Source organism: Burkholderia sp. 22313 (genome assembly GCF_052045245.1).
Classification (GTDB): domain Bacteria; phylum Pseudomonadota; class Gammaproteobacteria; order Burkholderiales; family Burkholderiaceae; genus Burkholderia.
Genome location: NZ_JBQEON010000035.1, coordinates 24,398 through 41,771, shown reverse-complemented (window position 1 = coordinate 41,771; position 17,374 = coordinate 24,398). Strand labels below are relative to the sequence as shown.

The window sequence follows — 17,374 nt, the reverse complement described above, 5'->3', positions numbered from 1 at the left end:
GAAGTTGGCGCGTCAGCGCTTGCTCCGGTCCCATCCAACATTGATATAGGCAAGAAGCGCGGCCTCGTGGCCGCGCCTTTCCTTCGTTCACGCACCGATTCGCCGCCGGCGCGTTCGTCGATCGTCAACGGTCCGCGAACATCAGCGGGCCGCGCGATCGGGTCACTTCCGGTGCTCAGCCGGCCGCATCCTGTTCCTTGAAGATCTTGTCCGCGAGATGGAACGCGGAATTCGCAGCCGGCACGCCGCAATAGATCGCGGTCTGCAGCAGCACTTCCTTGATCTCGTCGCGCGTCACGCCGTTGTTGCGCGCGGCGCGCAGATGCAGCGCGAGTTCCTCGCCGCGGTTCAGCGCGACCATCATCGCGATGGTCAGCAGGCTGCGCGTATGACGCGGCAGGCCGTCGCGGGTCCAGATCTCGCCCCACGCGTAGCGCGTGATGAGATTCTGGAATTCGTCGGTCACCTCGGTACGGTTCTCGATCGAACGGTCGACGTGCGCGTCGCCGAGCACCGCGCGGCGCACCTTCATCCCTGCTTCGTAACGTTGCTGGTCGTCCATCGTCGGTGCCTCACGCGGTCAGGAAGTCGAGCAGCGCACGGTTGAAGCCGTCGGTGCACTCGATGTTCGAAATATGCGCGGCGTCGAATTCGACGTGACGCGCGCCGGGAATCGCGGCCGCCAGCGCACGACCCTGGTCGGGCGGCGTCGACATGTCCTTCGCGCCGGTCACGACGAGCACCGGCAGCGCGATGCCCTTCACTTCCTCGCGCAGGTCGGCCGCATTCAGCGCGTCGCAGTTCGCCGCGTAGCCGTCCTTGTCGGTATGCACGAACGTGTCGCGAATCGCGTCGAACAGGCGCGGCTCGCGTTCGACGAACGTGTCGGTGAACCAGCGCGGCAGCACGGCGTCGGCGAGCGCGGCCATCCCTTCGGCGCGCGCCTTCTGCGCACGCGGCGCCCACACTTCCGGCGAGCCGATCTTGGCGGCGGTGTTCGACAGCACCGCGCGCACGATGCGCGACGGGAAGCGCGCGGCGAGCGCGGCGCCGGTCAGGCCGCCCATCGAGATCCCGCAGAAGTGCGCGCGCTCGATGCCGACGTGGTCGAGCAGGCCGATCACGTCGCCCGCGAGCTGGTCGACGGTGTACGAACCGGCCGGCGCATCGGAATGGCCGTGGCCGCGCGTGTCGTAGCGCAGGATATTGAAATGCTGCGTGAGCGGGCGAATCTGCGGCGCCCACATCTGCAGGTCGGCGCCGAGCGAGTTCGAGAAGACGAGCCACGGCGCGTCGTCGCGCGCGGCACGGTCGATCCGGTAATGCAGTTTCACGCCGTTGACAGTGGCGAAAGGCATCTCAATGTTCTCCTGGTTATTGCACGCCCGCGTGCAGCGCGAGCACGGCGTCGACATAGGCCTGCGCCTCGCCGACGTAATGTGCGGGATCGAGCAGCCGCGCAAGCGCGTCGCGCGAAAGATGGGCGGATACGGTCGCATCCGCGGCAAGCACGTCGAACAGCGTCGCGCCGGTGCGCACGGCTTCCTTCGACGCATGCTCGACGACGTGATGTGCATCGAGCCGGCCGATCCGGTCGCCGAGCGCAAGCATCACGGCTTCGCCGAGGATCAGCCCGTGCGTCAGGCCGAGGTTCGCGGCGAGGCGTTCGGTGTTGACGTCGAGGCCCGCGACGATCTGTGCGATCTGCGCAAGCGCGCCGCCGGTCAGGCGGGCCAGATCGGGCAGCGCGTCCCATTCGGCCTGCCAGCCGCCGAGCGCGCGCTCGTGCTCCTGGACCATCCCCGCGAACACGGTCGCGACGAGGTTCGGCGCACGCACCGCGGCGGTCAGCACGGCCGCGCAGCCGACCGGGTTGCGCTTGTGCGGCATCGTCGACGAGCCGCCCTTGCCGGCGGCCGCCGGTTCGCCGAGCTCACCGACTTCGGTCTGCATCTGCAGCGACACGTCACGCGCGATCTTGCCGAGCGTGCCGGTCAGCATCCCGAAGCACGAGGCGGCTTCGGCGATGCGGTCGCGCTGCGTATGCCACGGCACGGCCGGCAGCGCGAGCTTCAGGTCGGCCGCGAGCGCGGCGCTCACGCCGGACGCCTGCTCGCGCAGGCTCGCCAGCGTGCCGGCGGCACCGCCGAACTGCAGCACCAGCGCGCGCGCGCGCAACTCGGCGAAACGCGCGCGATGACGCAGCAGTGCATCGAGCCATTGCGCGAACTTGAGGCCGAGCGTGATGGGCAGCGCCTGCTGCAACCACGTGCGGCCGATCATCGGCGTCGCACGATGCGCGCGCGCGAGCGTCGCGAGCGACGCGCACGCTTCGTCGAGCAGCGGCTCGAGCACGTCGAGCGTGTCGCGCAGCTGCAGCACGGTTGCGGTATCGATGATGTCCTGGCTCGTCGCGCCCCAGTGCACGAACTTCGCGGCCTCGGGGTCGTCGGCCTTCACTTGGGCGGTGAGCTGCTTGACGAGCGGAATCGCGAGATTGCCGCCGAGCGCCGCGCCGTGCGCGAGCGCATCGGCGTCGAGCCGATCGGCGCGGCACGCGCGTTCGATCGGCGCGACCGCGGTGGCGGGAATCACCTGCTGCGCGGCGAGCGCACGCGCGAGCGCGGCCTCGACGTCGAGCATCCGCTGGATCGTCGCGCGGGGCGACCAGATCCGGTTGAGCGGCTCGATGCCGCAGATGAGGGAGGTCAGGCGGGCGCTGTCTTCGAGCATGGCATCAGAGAGGGGAAACGGCGTGCGCCTATTGTCTACCCAAGCGTGCCGGCGTGCANNGGCACGCTTGCCGTTCAGGCCGCGGCCTTGCGCGTCGCGTCGATCAGCGGCACGCCGGTCAGCGTCTGCAGTTCGTCGAACGACAGGTCGGTGAAGATCTCGCTCACCGCGAGGCCGTCGGCCGTCACGTCGAGCACGGCGAGATCGGTATAGATGCGGCTCACGCACTGCACGCCGGTCACCGGATACGAGCACTGCGCGACGATCTTGCTCTCGCCCTGCTTCGTCAGGTGCTCCATCATCACGAACACCTGCTTCGCGCCGATCGCGAGGTCCATCGCGCCGCCGACGGCCGGAATCGCATCGGGCGCGCCCGTATGCCAGTTCGCGAGGTCGCCGTTCGCCGACACCTGGAAGGCGCCGAGCACGCAGTAGTCGAGGTGGCCGCCGCGCATCATCGCGAACGAATCCGAGTGGTGGAAATACGCGCCGCCGGTGAGCAGCGTCACGTGCTGCTTGCCGGCGTTGATCAGCTCGTCGTCTTCCTCGCCGGGCGCGGGCGCCGGGCCCATGCCGAGCAGGCCGTTCTCGCTGTGCAGGAAGATTTCCTTGGCGGGATCGAGGTGGTTCGCCACCAGCGTCGGCACGCCGATGCCGAGGTTCACGTACGCGCCTTCAGGGATGTCCTGGGCGACGCGCTTGGCCATTTCATCGCGGGTCAGTCGTTTCATGTCGGTCTCCTAGGGCAGTCAGGCGGCTTGCGACGCGGCACGTTCGGCGGCCAGCTCGGCCGCATGCGCGGCCTGCGGCACTTCGACGACGCGCTGCACGAAAATGCCGGGCGTCACGATGTGTTCCGGGTTCAGCCCGCCGAGCGGCACGATTTCCGACACCTGCACGATCGCGACCTTCGCGGCGCTGGCCATGATCGGCCCGAAGTTGCGCGCGGTCTTGCGATAGACCAGGTTGCCCCAGCGATCGCCCTTGTACGCCTTCACCAGCGCGAAATCGGCGTGGATCGGCGTCTCGAACACATACGACTTGCCGTCGATCACGCGCGTTTCCTTGCCTTCCGCGAGCTTCGTGCCGAAGCCCGTCGGCGTGAAGAAGCCGCCGATGCCGGCGCCCGCCGCGCGGATCCGCTCCGCGAGGTTGCCCTGCGGCACGAGTTCCAGCTCGATCTCGCCCGCGCGGTACAGCGCATCGAACACCTGCGAGTCGCTCTGGCGCGGGAACGAGCAGATGATCTTGCGCACCCGCTTCGCCTTGAGCAGCGCCGCGAGACCGGTTTCGCCGTTGCCCGCGTTGTTGTTGACGATCGTCAGGCCGCGCGCGCCCTGCTCGATCAGCGCGTCGATCAGTTCGGACGGCATGCCTGCCGTGCCGAAGCCGCCGATCATGATGGTCGCGCCGTCGTGGACGTCCGCGACCGCCGATTGAAGCGATTCGAAAATCTTGTTGACCATGTCTCTTCCTGATACGAACCCGCGGCACGATGCGCGGCCTGTCGAGGGGACACGCGCGTGTCGCGTGCCGCGCCGGAGGCCATCGTCGACCCTCGGCATTTGTTCGCTATTCGAACCTAGATTCGATTAGCGAACGATGGGCCGATCATAGAGTCGCGCACAGCGCGTTGTCAAGGCGGGATCCCTCGGGGGAGACCTGATCGTCGAACGGCAGGCCGACGTAGTTTTCGGCCAGCGACTGCGCGGCGGCCCGCGAGCGCGTCACGTACTTCAGCTCGGCAAACTTCAGGCGATTGACGAACGGCGAATCGTCCGGCGACGCATGCAGCATGTTCGTCATGAAGTACGAGAAATGCTCGGCGCGCCACACGCGTTCGAGACAGGTCGCCGAATAGCGCTCGAGCGGCGTCGCGTCGCCGGTGCGGTAGCGCGCGCCCAGTGCGCGGGACAGCGCGCGGACGTCGGCCACCGCAAGGTTCATCCCTTTCGCGCCGGTCGGCGGCACGATGTGCGCGGCGTCGCCGGCCAGGAACAGGCGGCCGTGCTGCATCGTCTCCGACACGAAGCTGCGCATCGGCGTCACGCTCTTCTGCGTGATCCGACCCTCGGTCGGCGTCCAGCCGGTGTCGTTCGAGAAGCGCGTGTGCAGTTCGTCCCAGATCCGCGCGTCGGACCATTCGGCGAGGTTTTCGTCGGGCTTGCACTGCAGATAGAGGCGCGTGACCGTCGGCGAGCGCATCGAGAACAGCGCGAAGCCGTTGTCATGGTGCGCGTAGACGAGCTCGTCGAGCGACGGCGCCGCGTCGGCCAGGATGCCGAGCCACGCGAACGGATAGACGCGCTCGAACGTATTCCGCCGCTCGGCGGGAATCGTCTGGCGCGCGATGCCGTGGAAGCCGTCGCAGCCGGCGACGTAGTCGCAGTCGATGCGGTCCGCGCGGCCGTCCGCATGCTTGAACGTGACGAACGGGTGCTCGCTTTCGACATCGTGCAGCGCGACGTCGGTGACGTCGAAGTGCATGGGGTGGCCATGTGCGTCGCCGGCCGCGATCAGGTCGCGCACGACTTCATGCTGGCTGTAGACGGTGATCGCCCGCCCGCCGGTGAGCGCGCTCAGGTCGATGCGATGGCGTTGGCCGGAGAACAGCAGCTCGATGCCGTGATGCTCGAGCCCTTCGCGGCGCATCCGGTCGCCGAGGCCGGCTTCGTTCAGCGTGTCGACCGTCCCCTGTTCCAGCACGCCGGCGCGGATGCGGTTCTCGCAGTATTCGCGCGAACGTGCTTCGACGAGGACGGCATCGACGCCTTGCAGGCGCAGCAGATGGGACAGCAAAAGGCCGGACGGGCCGGCGCCGATGATCGCGACTTGGGTGCGCATTGTTCGTCTCCAGAACTTTGGTTCGAGTAATGGAACCCATTTGAGCGCTTTCCCGACTATGCGGCAACGCGATTCAGGAGATAAGTTGTATACGTTTTGAAGATACTGTCCTGACGATGGACGCGCTCGATCTGAACCTGATTCCCTACCTCGTCGCGCTCGACGACGCGCGCAACGTCAGCCGTGCCGGCACCCTGCTCGGCGTGAGCCAGCCGCGCGTGAGCACGGCGCTCGGCCGCCTGCGCGACTATTTCGGCGATCCGCTGTTCGTGCGCACGTCGCGCGGGATGGAGCCGACGCCGCGCGCGCTCGCGCTGCTGCCGGCCGCCCGCGACGCGCTCGCGCAGATCGAGCGCGGCCTCGTCGCGCCGCACGACTTCGATCCGGCGGCGAGCACGCATACGTTCTCGATCGCGCTGTCGGACGTCGGCGAGATCGTGTTCCTGCCGAAACTGCTGCAGGCCTTCACGACGTGCGCACCGCATGCGAACCTGCGCTCGGTCTCGCTCGCGCATGACGAAGTCGGCCGCGGCCTCGAAGCCGGCTCGATCGATCTCGCGGTCGGCTACTTCCCCGATCTCGACGGCAACAACTTCTTCCAGCAGCGGCTGTTTACGCATCGGTTCGTCTGCCTGATGCGGCGCGGCCATCCGTTCGAGCAGGCACCGCCGTTCACGGTCGAGCAGTTCCTCGGGTGCGGGCACGCGGTGGTGCGCGCCGAAGGGCGCAGCCAGGAGGTGCTCGAGAAATACCTCGCGAAGCAGCGCATGCAGCGTCGCGCGGTGCTCGAGACGCCGCACTTCATGAGCCTGCCGTTCATCCTGAGCCGCACCGACCTGATCGCGACGGTGCCGCATGCGATCGGCTATGCGTATGCGGCCGAGCACGCGTTCATCGTGCCGGTCGAGCCGCCGCTCGCGCTGCCGCGCTTCGACCTGAAGCAGCACTGGCATCGCAAGTTCCACAACGATCCGCGCACCGCGTGGCTGCGCGGCATCGTCGCGTCGCTGTTCAACGACGAGCAGGACGAATGGCCGAAGTGACGAAAGGCGCGCGGCCGGTGAGCGGCGCGCCGCACGCACGACCCGCGAAAGCATGAAACAATGGCCGGATATCCGCGCCGCCGCAGGCGGCCGCATTCGATGGAGCCACTAGATGGGTAAGGGTAAGAAAACCGCAGCGCCCGAGCCGGCCGCCACCCGGCCGAGCCGGGAAGAAGCCGAGGATGCCGTTCGCGTGCTGCTGCGCTGGGCCGGCGACGATCCCGCCCGCGAAGGCCTGCTCGACACGCCCGCACGCGTCGTGCGCGCATACGAACAGTTCTTCGCCGGCTATGCGCTGGACCCGCGCGACATCCTCGCGCGCACGTTCAGCGAAGTCGACGGCTACGACGAAATGATCGTGCTGAAGGACATCCGCTTCGAGAGCTACTGCGAGCATCACATGGTGCCGATCATCGGCCGCGCGCACGTCGCGTATCTGCCGAACCATCGCGTCGTCGGCATCTCGAAGCTCGCGCGTCTCGTCGACGCATTCGCGAAGCGCCTGCAGATCCAGGAAAAGATGACCGTGCAGATCGCCGACACGCTGTTCGACGTGTTGCAGCCGAAAGGCGTCGGCGTGATCCTCGAAGCCGCGCACCAGTGCATCTCGACGCGCGGCGTGCACAAGCCGGGCGTCGAGATGGTCACGTCGCGCATGCTCGGCACGTTCCGCACCGATCCGTCGACGCGGCGCGAATTCCTGTCGATCGTCGCGAATCCTTCTTCAGTCAACCTGACGAATACGTAATGCAGTCTACGAAGCAAGCGGCGAACGCGCCGGTCGTGCTCGTGACCGGCGCCGCGCGCCGGGCCGGGCGCGCGTTCGCCGAGTATTTCGCCGCGCACGGCTATCGCACCGCGGTCCACTACGACCGCTCGGCCGATGCCGCACAGGCGGCGGCCCGCACGATCGCCGAACGCGGGCACGATTCGGTCGCGCTGCAGGCCGACCTGTCGGATGCCGCGCAAATCACCGCGCTGATCGACCAGGTGTATGCGCACTTCGGCCGCCTCGACGTGCTGGTCAACAACGCGTCGGTGTTCTGGCAGGACCACTTCCCGAGCTTCGACCTCGCGGCGTTCGACCAGGCCTGGGCCGTCAACTGCCGTGCGCCGATCCTGCTCACGCGCGCGTTCCACGAACGGGCCCGCGCGGCCGGCGCGCAGGGCGTCGTCGTCAACGTAGTCGACCAGAAGATCAAGGAAAACTTCCACCGCGACCATTTCAGCTACACGGTCGCGAAAGCCGCGCTCGGCAATCTCACGCAGATGCTCGCGCTGTCGTCGTCGCCCGTGCTGCGCGTGAATGCGGTGTTCCCTGGGCTGATGCTGCCGAGCGACGACCAGACGCAGGCCGACTTCGAGCACGCGAGCCGCGCATCGACGCCGCTCGCGCGCATCGCCGGCCCCGGCGATGTCGCGAGCGCAATCCTGCTGCTGACGGGGAGTGCCTACAACGGCGTGGATTTCGTCGTCGATGCGGGGCAGAACCTGATTCGTGTCGACCAGGACGTGCTGTACAAGCATCGGTCGCCAGGCGCCAAGCACTGACTTCAGCGCGCCGGCGCCGTTCGCGCGCCGCCGTTACGGCTTCTCGGCGCTGCCGCCTTCGCGGACCTTGCCCTGCGCGACGCTCGTGCCGGCCGGCACGCTGTGCGTGAGCCACACGTTGCCGCCAATCACCGAGCCGCGCCCGATCGTCACGCGGCCGAGAATCGTCGCGCCCGCGTAGATCACCACGTCGTCCTCGACGATCGGATGCCGCGCATTGCCCTTGACCAGCGCGCCTTCGCCGTCGGCCGGGAAGCTCTTCGCGCCGAGCGTCACGGCCTGGTACACGCGCACGCGCTCGCCGATGATCGCGGTTTCGCCGATCACGACACCGGTGCCGTGGTCGATGAAGAAGCTCGGGCCGATCTGCGCGCCCGGGTGGATGTCGATGCCGGTGGCCGAGTGCGCGATTTCATTGATGAAGCGCGCGAGCAGCGGCACGCCGAGCCGGTGCAAGGCATGCGCGAGCCGATGGTGCATCATCGCGAGCACGCCGGGATAGCACAGCAGGATCTCGGTGATGTGCTGCGCGGCCGGATCGCCCGCATACGCGGCCTGGATGTCGCTGACCAGCAGCGCGCGAACCGACGGCAACTGCCGGCCGAACTCGCGCGCGATCTCGAACGCGCGTTCGTCGAGCTCCGCGAACGGCGTGTCCGCATGCTCGGGCAGGAACGGCAGCGCGCGGCGAATCTGTTCGGACAGGATCCGCAACGTGCTTTCGAGCGTGTGGCCGACGTAGTAATCGACGCTTTCGTCGGTCAGATCCGGCGCGCCATAGTGCGTCGGAAACATCGACGCGCGCAGGCCCGTGACGATCTTGCAGATCGCGTCGCGCGACGGCAGTTCACGGATGCCGCGCGGATGGCGCGTGCGATGGCGTTCCTCGCGCGATTCGCGCAAGCCGGCAACGATTTCTTCGAGGCCCCACTGACGGGCGGGTGATGTCGACATATGACAATGCAGGCAGCCGCGCTGGAACGCACGGCCGCTAATAAAGTGACGGGTTCCACAAGATTACCGCGTTTTCGTCCGGCAGCGGCATGCCGGGGGGGGGGGGGCGGCCGGGCGGCCGACGCTGCTGACGCGCGACCGGGTCAGATCGTGATGCTGCTCGCGTCGATCCAGCGCACGGCCCAGTCGCGCGCATGCGCGATCGCGGCGCCTTCGTCGTTGAACTGGAGCTCGATCGGAAAGAAACGGTTCGCGACGAGTTCCCCGTCGCTCGATCGGGAGATCACGACGTAAGGTTTGAACGAACCGTCACTGGCGCGCGCGGGCGCGCAATTCAACAGATAGCCGCGGTGCGTGAACGCAGTATTCGCTTGCATGAATCCGCCACCTCTAGTCCCTTGTTTGTTGTTCACTACCCGTCTTTAAGGGTGCTACGTGGCCCCCGGTGCGGGCAGAGGCGGCGAGACTGCATCCCCTGTCGCCGCTTCGCAGGAAAAGAATCATACTCTGTAGAAAACGGGTGTTCTAGCTGAAATAAATCAGGACAAATCAGCGCGCGCCATGCGAGCCCGGCGATCGCCCGCGCGCCGTTTTCCCGTCGTGCCCGGAACGGGATTTGCTTCGATCCGGAGCGCCTCGCCGCCAGGAGAGCCGTGATGGAAACGTCCGCTCAAGCACACATCGCGCATCCGCGCAGCGTCGAACTCGACAACGACGACACGCTCGACAGCACCGTCGACACCGACGGCAAGCATCGCGAGGCGGCACGTCTCGCGAGCGGCCGCGCCTTCTCGCCCGACCAGATCACGCGCAGCAACGCATCGCTCGTCAACGCGATGCCGGAAGCCGGCGACGGCTTCGCCGGGTTCGACAGCCGGCCGGGCGGCAACCATCCGGCCTTCGCGCTGCGGGCTGGCTACGCGGTGATCGAGAAGGGCTTCGCCGCGCCGTCGCAGGCCGCCGACGCCGCGTTCGGCCCCGTTCATCGCATGTACGGCAGCACGTACTGGCCCGGTCACGGACGCCGGCCGGAACGGGTGATCGAACTGACGGCGGTGCCGAGGTAGCGTGCGCGCCGTTTGAATCGATCGTTCGATTGGCGAATCGAAGCGCGACCGGCGATCGACGGTGGCGGATCGAGGTGCCGGCCTTTCGCGGCTTGCCGTCACACGATGCCCGCGCAACCGTATTCAGTGACGATGGCGTGTCCGCACGGCGCTCACGTGCTGTCTTCGCGCGAGCAGGCGTCGCGATTCATCGTCCGCGCGGCGGCTGCGGTCACGATGCGCTTCGCGCTTCGCCGCGCGCATCACGCAGTGCAGCATGCGGCGCGCGCATGGGCCGCCATCGCGGTACGCCGGCCCCGCCGCCGCGGCGCGACGATCGCGATGACCGCGACGTCGCTGCAAAGTCCCGGCCGTTGGTTTACCCTGCCTCGCAGCAACGCACGGCCCGTTCGGCCATTGCGCCGACTTCCGCTCAACCCGCCACTCGGAGACACTATGTACAAGCGCATTCTGGTTGCCATCGACGGCAGCGACACGTCCCGCCACGCGTTCGATGCCGCACTCGCGCTCGCGAAGCAGCACGGTGCCGAACTGCAACCGTTCTACGTCGTCGAGAACGCCGCGATCTATTACAACGTGCCGGGCTACGATCCGTCCGTGCTGCGCGACCAGCTCATCGCGCAGGGCACCGCGCTCGCGGCGGATTTCACGAAGCGGATGCAGGCTGCCGGCGTGAAGGGCGAAACGCAGATGAACGAGGCGTCGTCGCTCAACGACGTATCGACGCTGATCCTCGACGGCGCGAAGGCGTTCGGCGCCGATCTGCTGGTGCTCGGCACGCACGGCCGTCGCGGGTTCCGCCGCCTCGTGCTCGGCAGCATCGCCGAACAGTGCGTGCGGCATGCGACGCTGCCGGTGCTGCTGATCCCGGCCGCCGCGCACACGGACGAAGACGAGCAGGAAGGCTGAGCGGGCCGGCGCGCGCGTTGCAGCCGCGCAGGCAAACTGCGCGCATGCACGCCTGCCGCTGCGACGCCACGCGGCATGCGCGCACGGTCGCGACGTTTTGTCACCCGACAGCCGCAACTTGCGGTGGGACAATGATTTCGTCGATTCAACGCCGGAGTAAACGATCATGCTGACGCCCGTCGCCACACGTCCCGCCGCCCAGCCCCATGCAGGCAGCTGGGCCTCCCGCCAGGCCCCGCACTGCTCGTCGTGCGCCATGCGGCACCTGTGCATGCCGCAGGGCCTCGCGCCCGAAGCACTCAGCCGCCTCGAATCGGTCATCTGCGCGGCGCGCCCGGTCAAGCGCGGCGAAGCGCTGTTCCGCGAAGGCGACATGTTCGACAACCTGTACGCGGTGCGCTCGGGTTCGCTGAAAACCGTCGCCACGCGCCACGACGGCCGCGAGCAGGTCACGGGCCTCCACCTCGCGGGCGAAGCGCTCGGCCTCGACGGCATCTGCGACGACACGCACCCGCGCACCGCGGTCGCGCTGGAAGACAGCTCCGTCTGCGTGATTCCGTACAGCGCGCTCAAGTCGCTGTGTTCGGAGGCCGGCACGATGCAGCTGCGCATGCACAAGCTGATGAGCGAGCAGATCGTGCGCGAAACGTCGCAAACCATGCTGCTCGGTTCGCTGAACGCGGAAGAACGGGTCGCCGCATTCCTGCTCGACGTGTCGTCGCGTTACCTGAAGCGCGGCTACTCGCCGTCGGAATTCAACCTGCGGATGACGCGCGAAGACATCGGCAGCTATCTCGGCATGACGCTCGAAACGGTCAGCCGCACGTTGTCGAAGTTCCAGAAGCGCGGCCTGATCGAAATGCAGGGCCGCCTCGTGCAGATCGTCGACTTCGACGGCCTGCACCACGTCTGACCCCGCGCGCCGCCACCCGCCACGCCCGCCTCTACGGCGCCTTCCGCCCCGATCAGTCGAGGAACAGCGCCGCGCGCGCCTTGAGCGCCACGCTGAAATCGTCGAGCCAGCCGATCGACAGGCGCCAGCTCTGCCAGTAAAGCTCGATGTCGACGGTCCGCCCGCGCGACATGTCGACGAGCTCGCCCGCCGCCAGTTGGCGATCGACCATCCGGTCCGGGCACATCCCCCATCCCAGCCCCGTTTCGCATGCGCGCAGATAGCCCGCGACGTGCGGGATCCAGTGTTGCGGCGGATCGAGATCCGCGCGCGTCACGCGCCGGATGAAACGCGCCTGCAAACCGTCCTTCGGGTTGAACATGACGCACGGCGCGCGGCGCAGCGCATCGCGCGTGATGCCCGCGCTGAAATAGCGCGCGTAAAACGCCGGCGAACACACCGCGCGATAGCGGATGCGCCCGAGCCGCGTCGACCGGCATCCCTGGATCGGCTCGGCCTGCGCGGTCACCGCGCCCTGCACGCTGCCGTCGCGAATGCGCGCGGCCGTGTAGTCCTGGTCGTCGATCACGAGGTCGAGCAGGGTCTCGCGCTCGGTGCAGAACGGCCCGACCGCGTCGATGAACCAGGTCGCGACGCTGTCATCGTTGACGGCCACGCGCAACGTCGGCCACGCACTCGCGATCTGGCCCGGCAATGCGGGCATCCGGCCGCCCAGCTCGGCCTCGAGCAGCTGCACGCGCTCCGTATGGCGGCACAGCAGCGCGCCCGACGTCGTCGCGACGCACGGCTGGCCGCGCTTGACGAGCACACTGCCGACGCGCTCCTCCAGCAGCTTCACGCGTTGCGATACCGCCGACGGCGTGACGTTCAGCTCCTTGGCCGCCCGTTCGAACGAGCCGTGCCGGATCACGGCTGCGAGGGCGTCGAGCAACGCGTAGTCGAGCATTAGATTTCCTTAATCCGCATTAGGTGAATTAGCTTCTCTTATGTCATGGCTGCCCGCAGACTAGCGCTAACCGATTCACCCGTCTACTGCTTCTCGTCTCCCATCATGAACTGGATCGCTTTTTCCCACGGCGCCGCCCTGTGCGGATCGCTCATCGTCACCATCGGCGCGCAGAACGCGTTCGTGCTCCGGCAAGGCATCATGCGCGCGCATGTCGGCAAGATCGTGCTGCTGTGCGCGCTGTCCGACATGATCCTGATCGGCGCCGGCGTCGGCGGCGCATCGGTACTCGTCGAGCGCTATCCGACCTTCGTCCACGTGGTGCTGTACGTCGGCCTCGCGTATCTCGCATGGTTCGGCATCAATGCGCTGCGCCGCGCGTTCAAGCCGGGGCACGACACGCTCGACGTGCGTGGCGACACGGTCGCACCGCCGCCGCAAAGTGCGGCCGCGATCGTGCTGATGACGCTCGCGTTCACGTGGCTCAACCCGCACGTGTATCTCGATACGTTCCTGCTGATCGGCACGGCCGGCGCACGCGAGCCGGAAGGCACACGCGTCGCGTTCGCGATCGGCGCGATGTCGGTCAGCGTCGTGTGGTTCCTCGGGCTCGGATACGGTGCGCGACTGCTCGCGCCGTGGTTCCGCAAGGCCGTTGCGTGGCGCGTGCTGGATGGCGCGATCGGCAGCATGGTGCTGTTTCTGGCGGCCGTGCAGTTGCGATAACGCGTTGCGTCACCGATCGATCACGGGCGGCAGCATGCCGCCCGTTTTTCGTTCCGGCGCCGGAATCGCCGGCGCTTCCATTCGCGTCCCCTCGCGCACCGGCATCGCAAAATTCGGCTCCGCATCCAATCCGACAGCACGAATCATTCGATAACGGACGATGCATCCGCTATCCGCCGCCATTTCGCCGCATTCGCGGCTGTGTGCCCGCTGCACGATTCCAGCCGATGGGCGAGAATGTTTCAGCGTCCCGCGACAACGGCGCACGTGCTTCGCCCGTCCGCCGTCCCGTCGCATTCATTCCGGCCCATCCTGTCGTTCGATCCCTTCATCTCGCAGATATCGGAGAGCAACATGACACTACGCACCCTCGGCACGTCGGACATCCAGGTTTCACCGCTCGCCTTCGGCGGCAACGTCTTCGGCTGGACCGTCGACGAGAACGCATCGTTTGCGCTGCTCGACGCGCTCGCCGACACCGGCATCAACTTCATCGACACGGCCGACGTCTACTCGGCCTGGGCGCCCGGCAACCACGGCGGCGAATCGGAAACGATCATCGGCAAGTGGCTCAAGCGCTCCGGCAAGCGCGACCAGGTCGTGATCGCGACCAAGGTCGGCCTGCTCGAGGCACGCGCCGGCCTGACCAGGGACAACATCCTGAAGGCCGTCGACGATTCGCTGCGCCGCCTGCAGACCGACTACATCGACCTGTATTTCTCGCACCGCGATCTCGCCGACACGGCCCCGCTCGAAGCAACGCTCGGCGCGTACCAGACGCTGATCGACGCGGGCAAGGTGCGCATCATCGGCGCGTCGAACTACAGCGGCGCGCGCCTGCGCGAAGCCGCCGACATCAGCCGGCGCGACGGCCTGCCCGCCTACCAGGTGATCCAGCCGGAATACAACCTGATCGACCGCGCCGACTATGAACGCGACCTCGAGCCGGTCGTGCGCGACCTGAAGCTCGGCGTCGTCAACTACTACGCGCTCGCGAGCGGCTTCCTGTCGGGCAAGTACCGCAGCGAGGCCGACCTGAAGAAGAGCGTGCGCGGCGATCGCGTCGCCGGCTATCTCGATGCGCGCGGCCTGCGCATTCTCGCGGCGCTCGACGACGTGTCGGCGAAGCACGGCACGCAACCGGCCGCGATCGCGCTGGCATGGCAGATCGCGCGGCCGACGATCACCGCACCGATCGCGAGCGCGACGTCGCTCGCGCAGCTTGCCTTGCTCGGCGAAGCGATCCGCGTTCGGCTCGACGACGACGACATCCGCAAGATCGACGCGGCCAGCGCGGTCTGAGGGCGTCCACGGCGCGTCGCCGGCCTGAGCCGCGGAGGTTCGCGGTGCAACGGATCGATGGTTCGATGGTTCGATGGATTGCGACTCGGCGGCGCATCGGTGGTGCCGAGCATCGTGCCGGGCCACCCGCCCGCGCCGCGATGAAGGCACGATGAAAACGAAAACGGCGCATGAACCACGCGCCGCCTCGCCCCCCATTCCGCTGTATCAACCAGCGCTGCGCAGCGCCATCGGCGACGCGCCGCTGTGGATCTCGCCGTCGCAGAACAAATGCGTGCGACATCCTGATGGCGAAGGAAGCAGGTCCGCTACGGGCGTTCGGACTCGCCCTCGCTTCCCGTGTCCAAGCGCAGGCGCGCTACGACTTGTCCGAGACTGTAATACGCGACCTGCCGGCTTCGATCCGACTCATCCACACTGATTCGGTGATCGAAATCCATCTGGCCGGACGAGTCTCCCGTCAAAGCGATTGAGGATCGTCTGCTCAGCAATCGTAGAAATATCTTTCGCATGGCTCAAGCAATATTCAGCCGCATCACTTTTTCCCTACGTGCCGCACCCTGCATCAAAACGTTGAGATTGCTGCGATCGACATTCGCTCAACGACGGATCACTCGAAGCCAATCCAGGTGATCCCCGAACAACGAAGATTCGAATGCAGCTACCGGCCTACACTCCTTCCATCGCAATGCCTACCCTCCGCAACTCGGCCAACGCTTGAGCCAATAGTTTCCTCAGTCGATCGTTCTCGGCTTGAAGGTCTTTCAGCCTTCGTGATTCAGTCCCTTCCCCGACACCAAATTTCGCCCGCCAGGCGTAGAAGGAGGTATCGCTGAACCCGTGTGTCCTGCACAGATCCCGGACCATCACACCGGCCTCGGCTTCTCTCAGGAACCCCATGATTTGCTCTTCGGTAAAGCGCTTCTTCATCTCGCCCCGTTCCTCGAAACCGAACTTCGCCGGCATCCGGTGGTTCGCGCGCCAGAGAACATTTCGATCTCCCGCTTGCGTCCTCTAACTCGAGGCAGCACGTGACGAAATTTCCCTTTGTCGACTGGCGTACGATTCGACGACGAGATAAAGGGTGGCCTGAACAATCACGGCGAACGGTGTTGCCCATTGATACAACGACGGAAAAATCGACGCGTTACCGACACACACGCCACCGAGCGTTGCGATCAGGCAAGTGCTCAATCCGGTCCATCGCCAGTTTTCGACCGCCTGTAGCGTGGCATCGGATACATCCCGGGAACGTCTGACCCAGAACTGATCGACGAGGAGCAACGTGACGAAGCAAGCCATGGACATGCCGATATAGTTCAGGGCACTCGCGAGCAAGTGCGTGCCATCTGAAATCAACACGGTCGCGGCAATCGCGCAGAACACGACGATGACGACTCTTCTGCTGACCGCAACGCCAAGGAGATGCTCAACTGCGTTGACGAAGGCAACGGTTCCCGAGTAGATGTTCCCCAGATTGATTCTGAGCTGAGTCGTGCAGGCGAAAACAATCCCGCCCGCACCCAGCAACGAAACGAAGTAGATGCCAGGATTGCTTTCCCGCATCCTGACCGCGAACCAGATCCCCAGGATTCCGGTAATGCCGTAGCAAAACGCGGGAAACAACGCGCCCACGAACACCGTCCCTGCACGCAACTCGCGCTTGCGCACGAATCGTGCGTAGTCGGCCGTTACCAGGCCGATGATGAAGGCCAGGCCGTTGACGATACCCAGCACTTCCAGCAGATCCTTGAACGAACCCACGCCAACCTGAATCGCGGGGAGCGGGACGCCCGACGCAGGCAGCGCGGCTGCATTCCTCATCGCCCACACGACAAATACAACGAAGAGCACGAGACTTATCGCCTGGAATTTCGCCAGAACCTTCATGCCCGACCACACGAGCGGCAACATGACGAAGACCAGGCAGACATAGATCAACGCATGGGGAACATCAGGAAAGAGGGCCTGCAGCGAAGCCCCCATGATGCTGGCCTCCGCGACAAAGTAGGTCAGGCACGCCAGGCCGTAAGCCAGGCTGAACAACCCCGCTCCGCGGTACCCGAGCACGGTTCTGGCCCAGATGTTGATGCCAAACCCCGTCTCGATGGATCGGCGGACGAGCAGCACGCCGACAAACGTCGAGACACCGTATCCGTAGGCCAATCCGATCAGCGCTGCAACTACGCCAAACTTCACGGTAATGATCGACGCGATCTGGGCAAAGAAAAGCGCTGTCGCGATACCCAGCGTGGCGAAGAATATGGCGCCCCAACTGGTCCTTGCCTCCTCGGGAACCGGGCTGGACGCGTAATCGTCATCGGAGTGGGTTGATGCAGGCATACGGAAATCCCGAAACGCTCGTGTGAGAAAAAGGAGCAGGTTC

The 17,374-nt window shown here is 66.4% G+C and carries 19 protein-coding genes and 1 pseudogene; 8 read left to right on the top strand and 12 right to left on the bottom strand.

The features are described from left to right. Positions 1 to 175: 175 nt before the first annotated feature. From pcaC to pobA, 6 genes are all read right to left on the bottom strand, one after another. A complete protein-coding gene (gene pcaC / locus ACTJKF_RS25075; RefSeq protein WP_440627058.1) occupies positions 176 to 562 on the bottom strand; it encodes a 4-carboxymuconolactone decarboxylase in 387 nt (128 codons plus the stop codon). Positions 563 to 572: 10 nt separating this feature from the next. After that, entirely contained in the window at positions 573 to 1,358 is a 786-nt protein-coding gene (pcaD, locus tag ACTJKF_RS25070; RefSeq protein ID WP_440627056.1) for a 3-oxoadipate enol-lactonase, read from the bottom strand. A gap of 16 nt (positions 1,359 to 1,374) precedes the next feature. Further along, the gene (locus tag ACTJKF_RS25065; protein WP_440627054.1) at positions 1,375 to 2,733 is read right to left on the bottom strand and encodes a 3-carboxy-cis,cis-muconate cycloisomerase; all 1,359 of its coding nucleotides are present in this window, start codon (positions 2,731 to 2,733) and stop codon (positions 1,375 to 1,377) included. 74 nt (positions 2,734 to 2,807) lie between these two features. Further along, entirely contained in the window at positions 2,808 to 3,464 is a 657-nt protein-coding gene (locus ACTJKF_RS25060; protein WP_440627052.1) for a CoA transferase subunit B, read from the bottom strand. An 18-nt stretch (positions 3,465 to 3,482) separates the two neighbouring features. After that, a complete protein-coding gene (locus ACTJKF_RS25055) occupies positions 3,483 to 4,199 on the bottom strand; it encodes a 3-oxoacid CoA-transferase subunit A (RefSeq protein ID WP_440627050.1) in 717 nt (238 codons plus the stop codon). A gap of 145 nt (positions 4,200 to 4,344) precedes the next feature. Beyond that, complete coding sequence (gene pobA / locus ACTJKF_RS25050) at positions 4,345 to 5,577, bottom strand: 4-hydroxybenzoate 3-monooxygenase (protein WP_440627048.1); 1,233 nt, start codon at positions 5,575 to 5,577, stop codon at positions 4,345 to 4,347. Positions 5,578 to 5,693: 116 nt separating this feature from the next. On the opposite strand from pobA, the gene ACTJKF_RS25045 reads away from it, so the two are divergent. From ACTJKF_RS25045 to ACTJKF_RS25035, 3 genes are all read left to right on the top strand, one after another. After that, positions 5,694 to 6,620: a LysR family transcriptional regulator gene (locus tag ACTJKF_RS25045; protein ID WP_440627046.1), complete on the top strand. Its 927-nt coding sequence runs from the start codon at positions 5,694 to 5,696 to the stop codon at positions 6,618 to 6,620. 112 nt (positions 6,621 to 6,732) lie between these two features. Then, positions 6,733 to 7,368 (top strand): GTP cyclohydrolase I FolE, encoded by a 636-nt coding sequence (gene folE / locus ACTJKF_RS25040; RefSeq protein WP_440627045.1) that lies wholly within the window; start codon positions 6,733 to 6,735, stop codon positions 7,366 to 7,368. Beyond that, entirely contained in the window at positions 7,368 to 8,171 is an 804-nt protein-coding gene (locus ACTJKF_RS25035; protein ID WP_440627043.1) for an SDR family oxidoreductase, read from the top strand. Before folE ends, ACTJKF_RS25035 begins: the two co-directional genes overlap by 1 nt. Before the next feature lie 33 nt (positions 8,172 to 8,204). Here ACTJKF_RS25035 and epsC read toward each other — a convergent pair whose 3' ends face one another. After that, positions 8,205 to 9,125: a serine O-acetyltransferase EpsC gene (gene epsC / locus ACTJKF_RS25030; RefSeq protein WP_440627041.1), complete on the bottom strand. Its 921-nt coding sequence runs from the start codon at positions 9,123 to 9,125 to the stop codon at positions 8,205 to 8,207. A 143-nt stretch (positions 9,126 to 9,268) separates the two neighbouring features. Continuing rightward, a complete protein-coding gene (locus ACTJKF_RS25025; protein ID WP_440627039.1) occupies positions 9,269 to 9,502 on the bottom strand; it encodes a hypothetical protein in 234 nt (77 codons plus the stop codon). Positions 9,503 to 9,781: 279 nt separating this feature from the next. Between ACTJKF_RS25025 and ACTJKF_RS25020 the strand changes: the two genes are divergently transcribed. From ACTJKF_RS25020 to fnr, 3 genes are all read left to right on the top strand, one after another. After that, positions 9,782 to 10,192 carry a DUF3005 domain-containing protein gene (locus ACTJKF_RS25020; protein WP_440627038.1) on the top strand — a complete coding sequence of 137 codons (411 nt, stop codon included), beginning with the start codon at positions 9,782 to 9,784 and terminating at the stop codon, positions 10,190 to 10,192. 435 nt (positions 10,193 to 10,627) lie between these two features. Continuing rightward, on the top strand, positions 10,628 to 11,101 hold the full coding sequence (locus ACTJKF_RS25015) for a universal stress protein (protein WP_440627037.1): 474 nt from the start codon (positions 10,628 to 10,630) through the stop codon (positions 11,099 to 11,101). Positions 11,102 to 11,267: 166 nt separating this feature from the next. After that, the gene (gene fnr, locus ACTJKF_RS25010) at positions 11,268 to 12,014 is read left to right on the top strand and encodes a fumarate/nitrate reduction transcriptional regulator Fnr (RefSeq protein ID WP_440627035.1); all 747 of its coding nucleotides are present in this window, start codon (positions 11,268 to 11,270) and stop codon (positions 12,012 to 12,014) included. Between the two features lie 52 nt (positions 12,015 to 12,066). Here fnr and ACTJKF_RS25005 read toward each other — a convergent pair whose 3' ends face one another. Then, on the bottom strand, positions 12,067 to 12,960 hold the full coding sequence (locus tag ACTJKF_RS25005; RefSeq protein WP_440627033.1) for a LysR family transcriptional regulator ArgP: 894 nt from the start codon (positions 12,958 to 12,960) through the stop codon (positions 12,067 to 12,069). Between the two features lie 105 nt (positions 12,961 to 13,065). Here ACTJKF_RS25005 and ACTJKF_RS25000 point away from each other — a divergent pair, with 105 nt between their 5' ends. Continuing rightward, entirely contained in the window at positions 13,066 to 13,686 is a 621-nt protein-coding gene (locus ACTJKF_RS25000; RefSeq protein ID WP_440627031.1) for a LysE/ArgO family amino acid transporter, read from the top strand. A gap of 9 nt (positions 13,687 to 13,695) precedes the next feature. Here the strand turns inward: ACTJKF_RS25000 and ACTJKF_RS24995 are convergent, their stop codons facing one another. Beyond that, a complete protein-coding gene (locus tag ACTJKF_RS24995; RefSeq protein ID WP_440627030.1) occupies positions 13,696 to 13,902 on the bottom strand; it encodes a hypothetical protein in 207 nt (68 codons plus the stop codon). Positions 13,903 to 14,040: 138 nt separating this feature from the next. Between ACTJKF_RS24995 and ACTJKF_RS24990 the strand changes: the two genes are divergently transcribed. Continuing rightward, a complete protein-coding gene (locus ACTJKF_RS24990; protein ID WP_440627028.1) occupies positions 14,041 to 14,988 on the top strand; it encodes an aldo/keto reductase in 948 nt (315 codons plus the stop codon). 705 nt (positions 14,989 to 15,693) lie between these two features. On the opposite strand, the pseudogene ACTJKF_RS24985 reads toward ACTJKF_RS24990, so the two are convergent. Together ACTJKF_RS24985 and ACTJKF_RS24980 are read right to left on the bottom strand one after the other, a co-directional pair. Further along, positions 15,694 to 15,918, bottom strand: a pseudogene (locus ACTJKF_RS24985) (transposase); the annotation flags it as partial. 84 nt (positions 15,919 to 16,002) lie between these two features. Next, positions 16,003 to 17,331, bottom strand: a complete 1,329-nt coding sequence (locus tag ACTJKF_RS24980; RefSeq protein WP_440627026.1) for a purine-cytosine permease family protein — start codon at positions 17,329 to 17,331, stop codon at positions 16,003 to 16,005. Positions 17,332 to 17,374 lie beyond the last annotated feature (43 nt).

What these genes read in the sequence shown, in the direction of transcription:
- pcaC (WP_440627058.1), bottom strand. Translation starts at nt 562, where the DNA reads ATGGACGACCAGCAACGTTACGAAGCAGGGATGAAGGTGCGCCGCGCG.
- pcaD (WP_440627056.1), bottom strand. Translation starts at nt 1,358, where the DNA reads ATGCCTTTCGCCACTGTCAACGGCGTGAAACTGCATTACCGGATCGAC.
- ACTJKF_RS25065 (WP_440627054.1), bottom strand. Translation starts at nt 2,733, where the DNA reads ATGCTCGAAGACAGCGCCCGCCTGACCTCCCTCATCTGCGGCATCGAG.
- ACTJKF_RS25060 (WP_440627052.1), bottom strand. Translation starts at nt 3,464, where the DNA reads ATGAAACGACTGACCCGCGATGAAATGGCCAAGCGCGTCGCCCAGGAC.
- ACTJKF_RS25055 (WP_440627050.1), bottom strand. Translation starts at nt 4,199, where the DNA reads ATGGTCAACAAGATTTTCGAATCGCTTCAATCGGCGGTCGCGGACGTC.
- pobA (WP_440627048.1), bottom strand. Translation starts at nt 5,577, where the DNA reads ATGCGCACCCAAGTCGCGATCATCGGCGCCGGCCCGTCCGGCCTTTTG.
- ACTJKF_RS25045 (WP_440627046.1), top strand. Translation starts at nt 5,694, where the DNA reads ATGGACGCGCTCGATCTGAACCTGATTCCCTACCTCGTCGCGCTCGAC.
- folE (WP_440627045.1), top strand. Translation starts at nt 6,733, where the DNA reads ATGGGTAAGGGTAAGAAAACCGCAGCGCCCGAGCCGGCCGCCACCCGG.
- ACTJKF_RS25035 (WP_440627043.1), top strand. Translation starts at nt 7,368, where the DNA reads ATGCAGTCTACGAAGCAAGCGGCGAACGCGCCGGTCGTGCTCGTGACC.
- epsC (WP_440627041.1), bottom strand. Translation starts at nt 9,125, where the DNA reads ATGTCGACATCACCCGCCCGTCAGTGGGGCCTCGAAGAAATCGTTGCC.
- ACTJKF_RS25025 (WP_440627039.1), bottom strand. Translation starts at nt 9,502, where the DNA reads ATGCAAGCGAATACTGCGTTCACGCACCGCGGCTATCTGTTGAATTGC.
- ACTJKF_RS25020 (WP_440627038.1), top strand. Translation starts at nt 9,782, where the DNA reads ATGGAAACGTCCGCTCAAGCACACATCGCGCATCCGCGCAGCGTCGAA.
- ACTJKF_RS25015 (WP_440627037.1), top strand. Translation starts at nt 10,628, where the DNA reads ATGTACAAGCGCATTCTGGTTGCCATCGACGGCAGCGACACGTCCCGC.
- fnr (WP_440627035.1), top strand. Translation starts at nt 11,268, where the DNA reads ATGCTGACGCCCGTCGCCACACGTCCCGCCGCCCAGCCCCATGCAGGC.
- ACTJKF_RS25005 (WP_440627033.1), bottom strand. Translation starts at nt 12,960, where the DNA reads ATGCTCGACTACGCGTTGCTCGACGCCCTCGCAGCCGTGATCCGGCAC.
- ACTJKF_RS25000 (WP_440627031.1), top strand. Translation starts at nt 13,066, where the DNA reads ATGAACTGGATCGCTTTTTCCCACGGCGCCGCCCTGTGCGGATCGCTC.
- ACTJKF_RS24990 (WP_440627028.1), top strand. Translation starts at nt 14,041, where the DNA reads ATGACACTACGCACCCTCGGCACGTCGGACATCCAGGTTTCACCGCTC.
- ACTJKF_RS24980 (WP_440627026.1), bottom strand. Translation starts at nt 17,331, where the DNA reads ATGCCTGCATCAACCCACTCCGATGACGATTACGCGTCCAGCCCGGTT.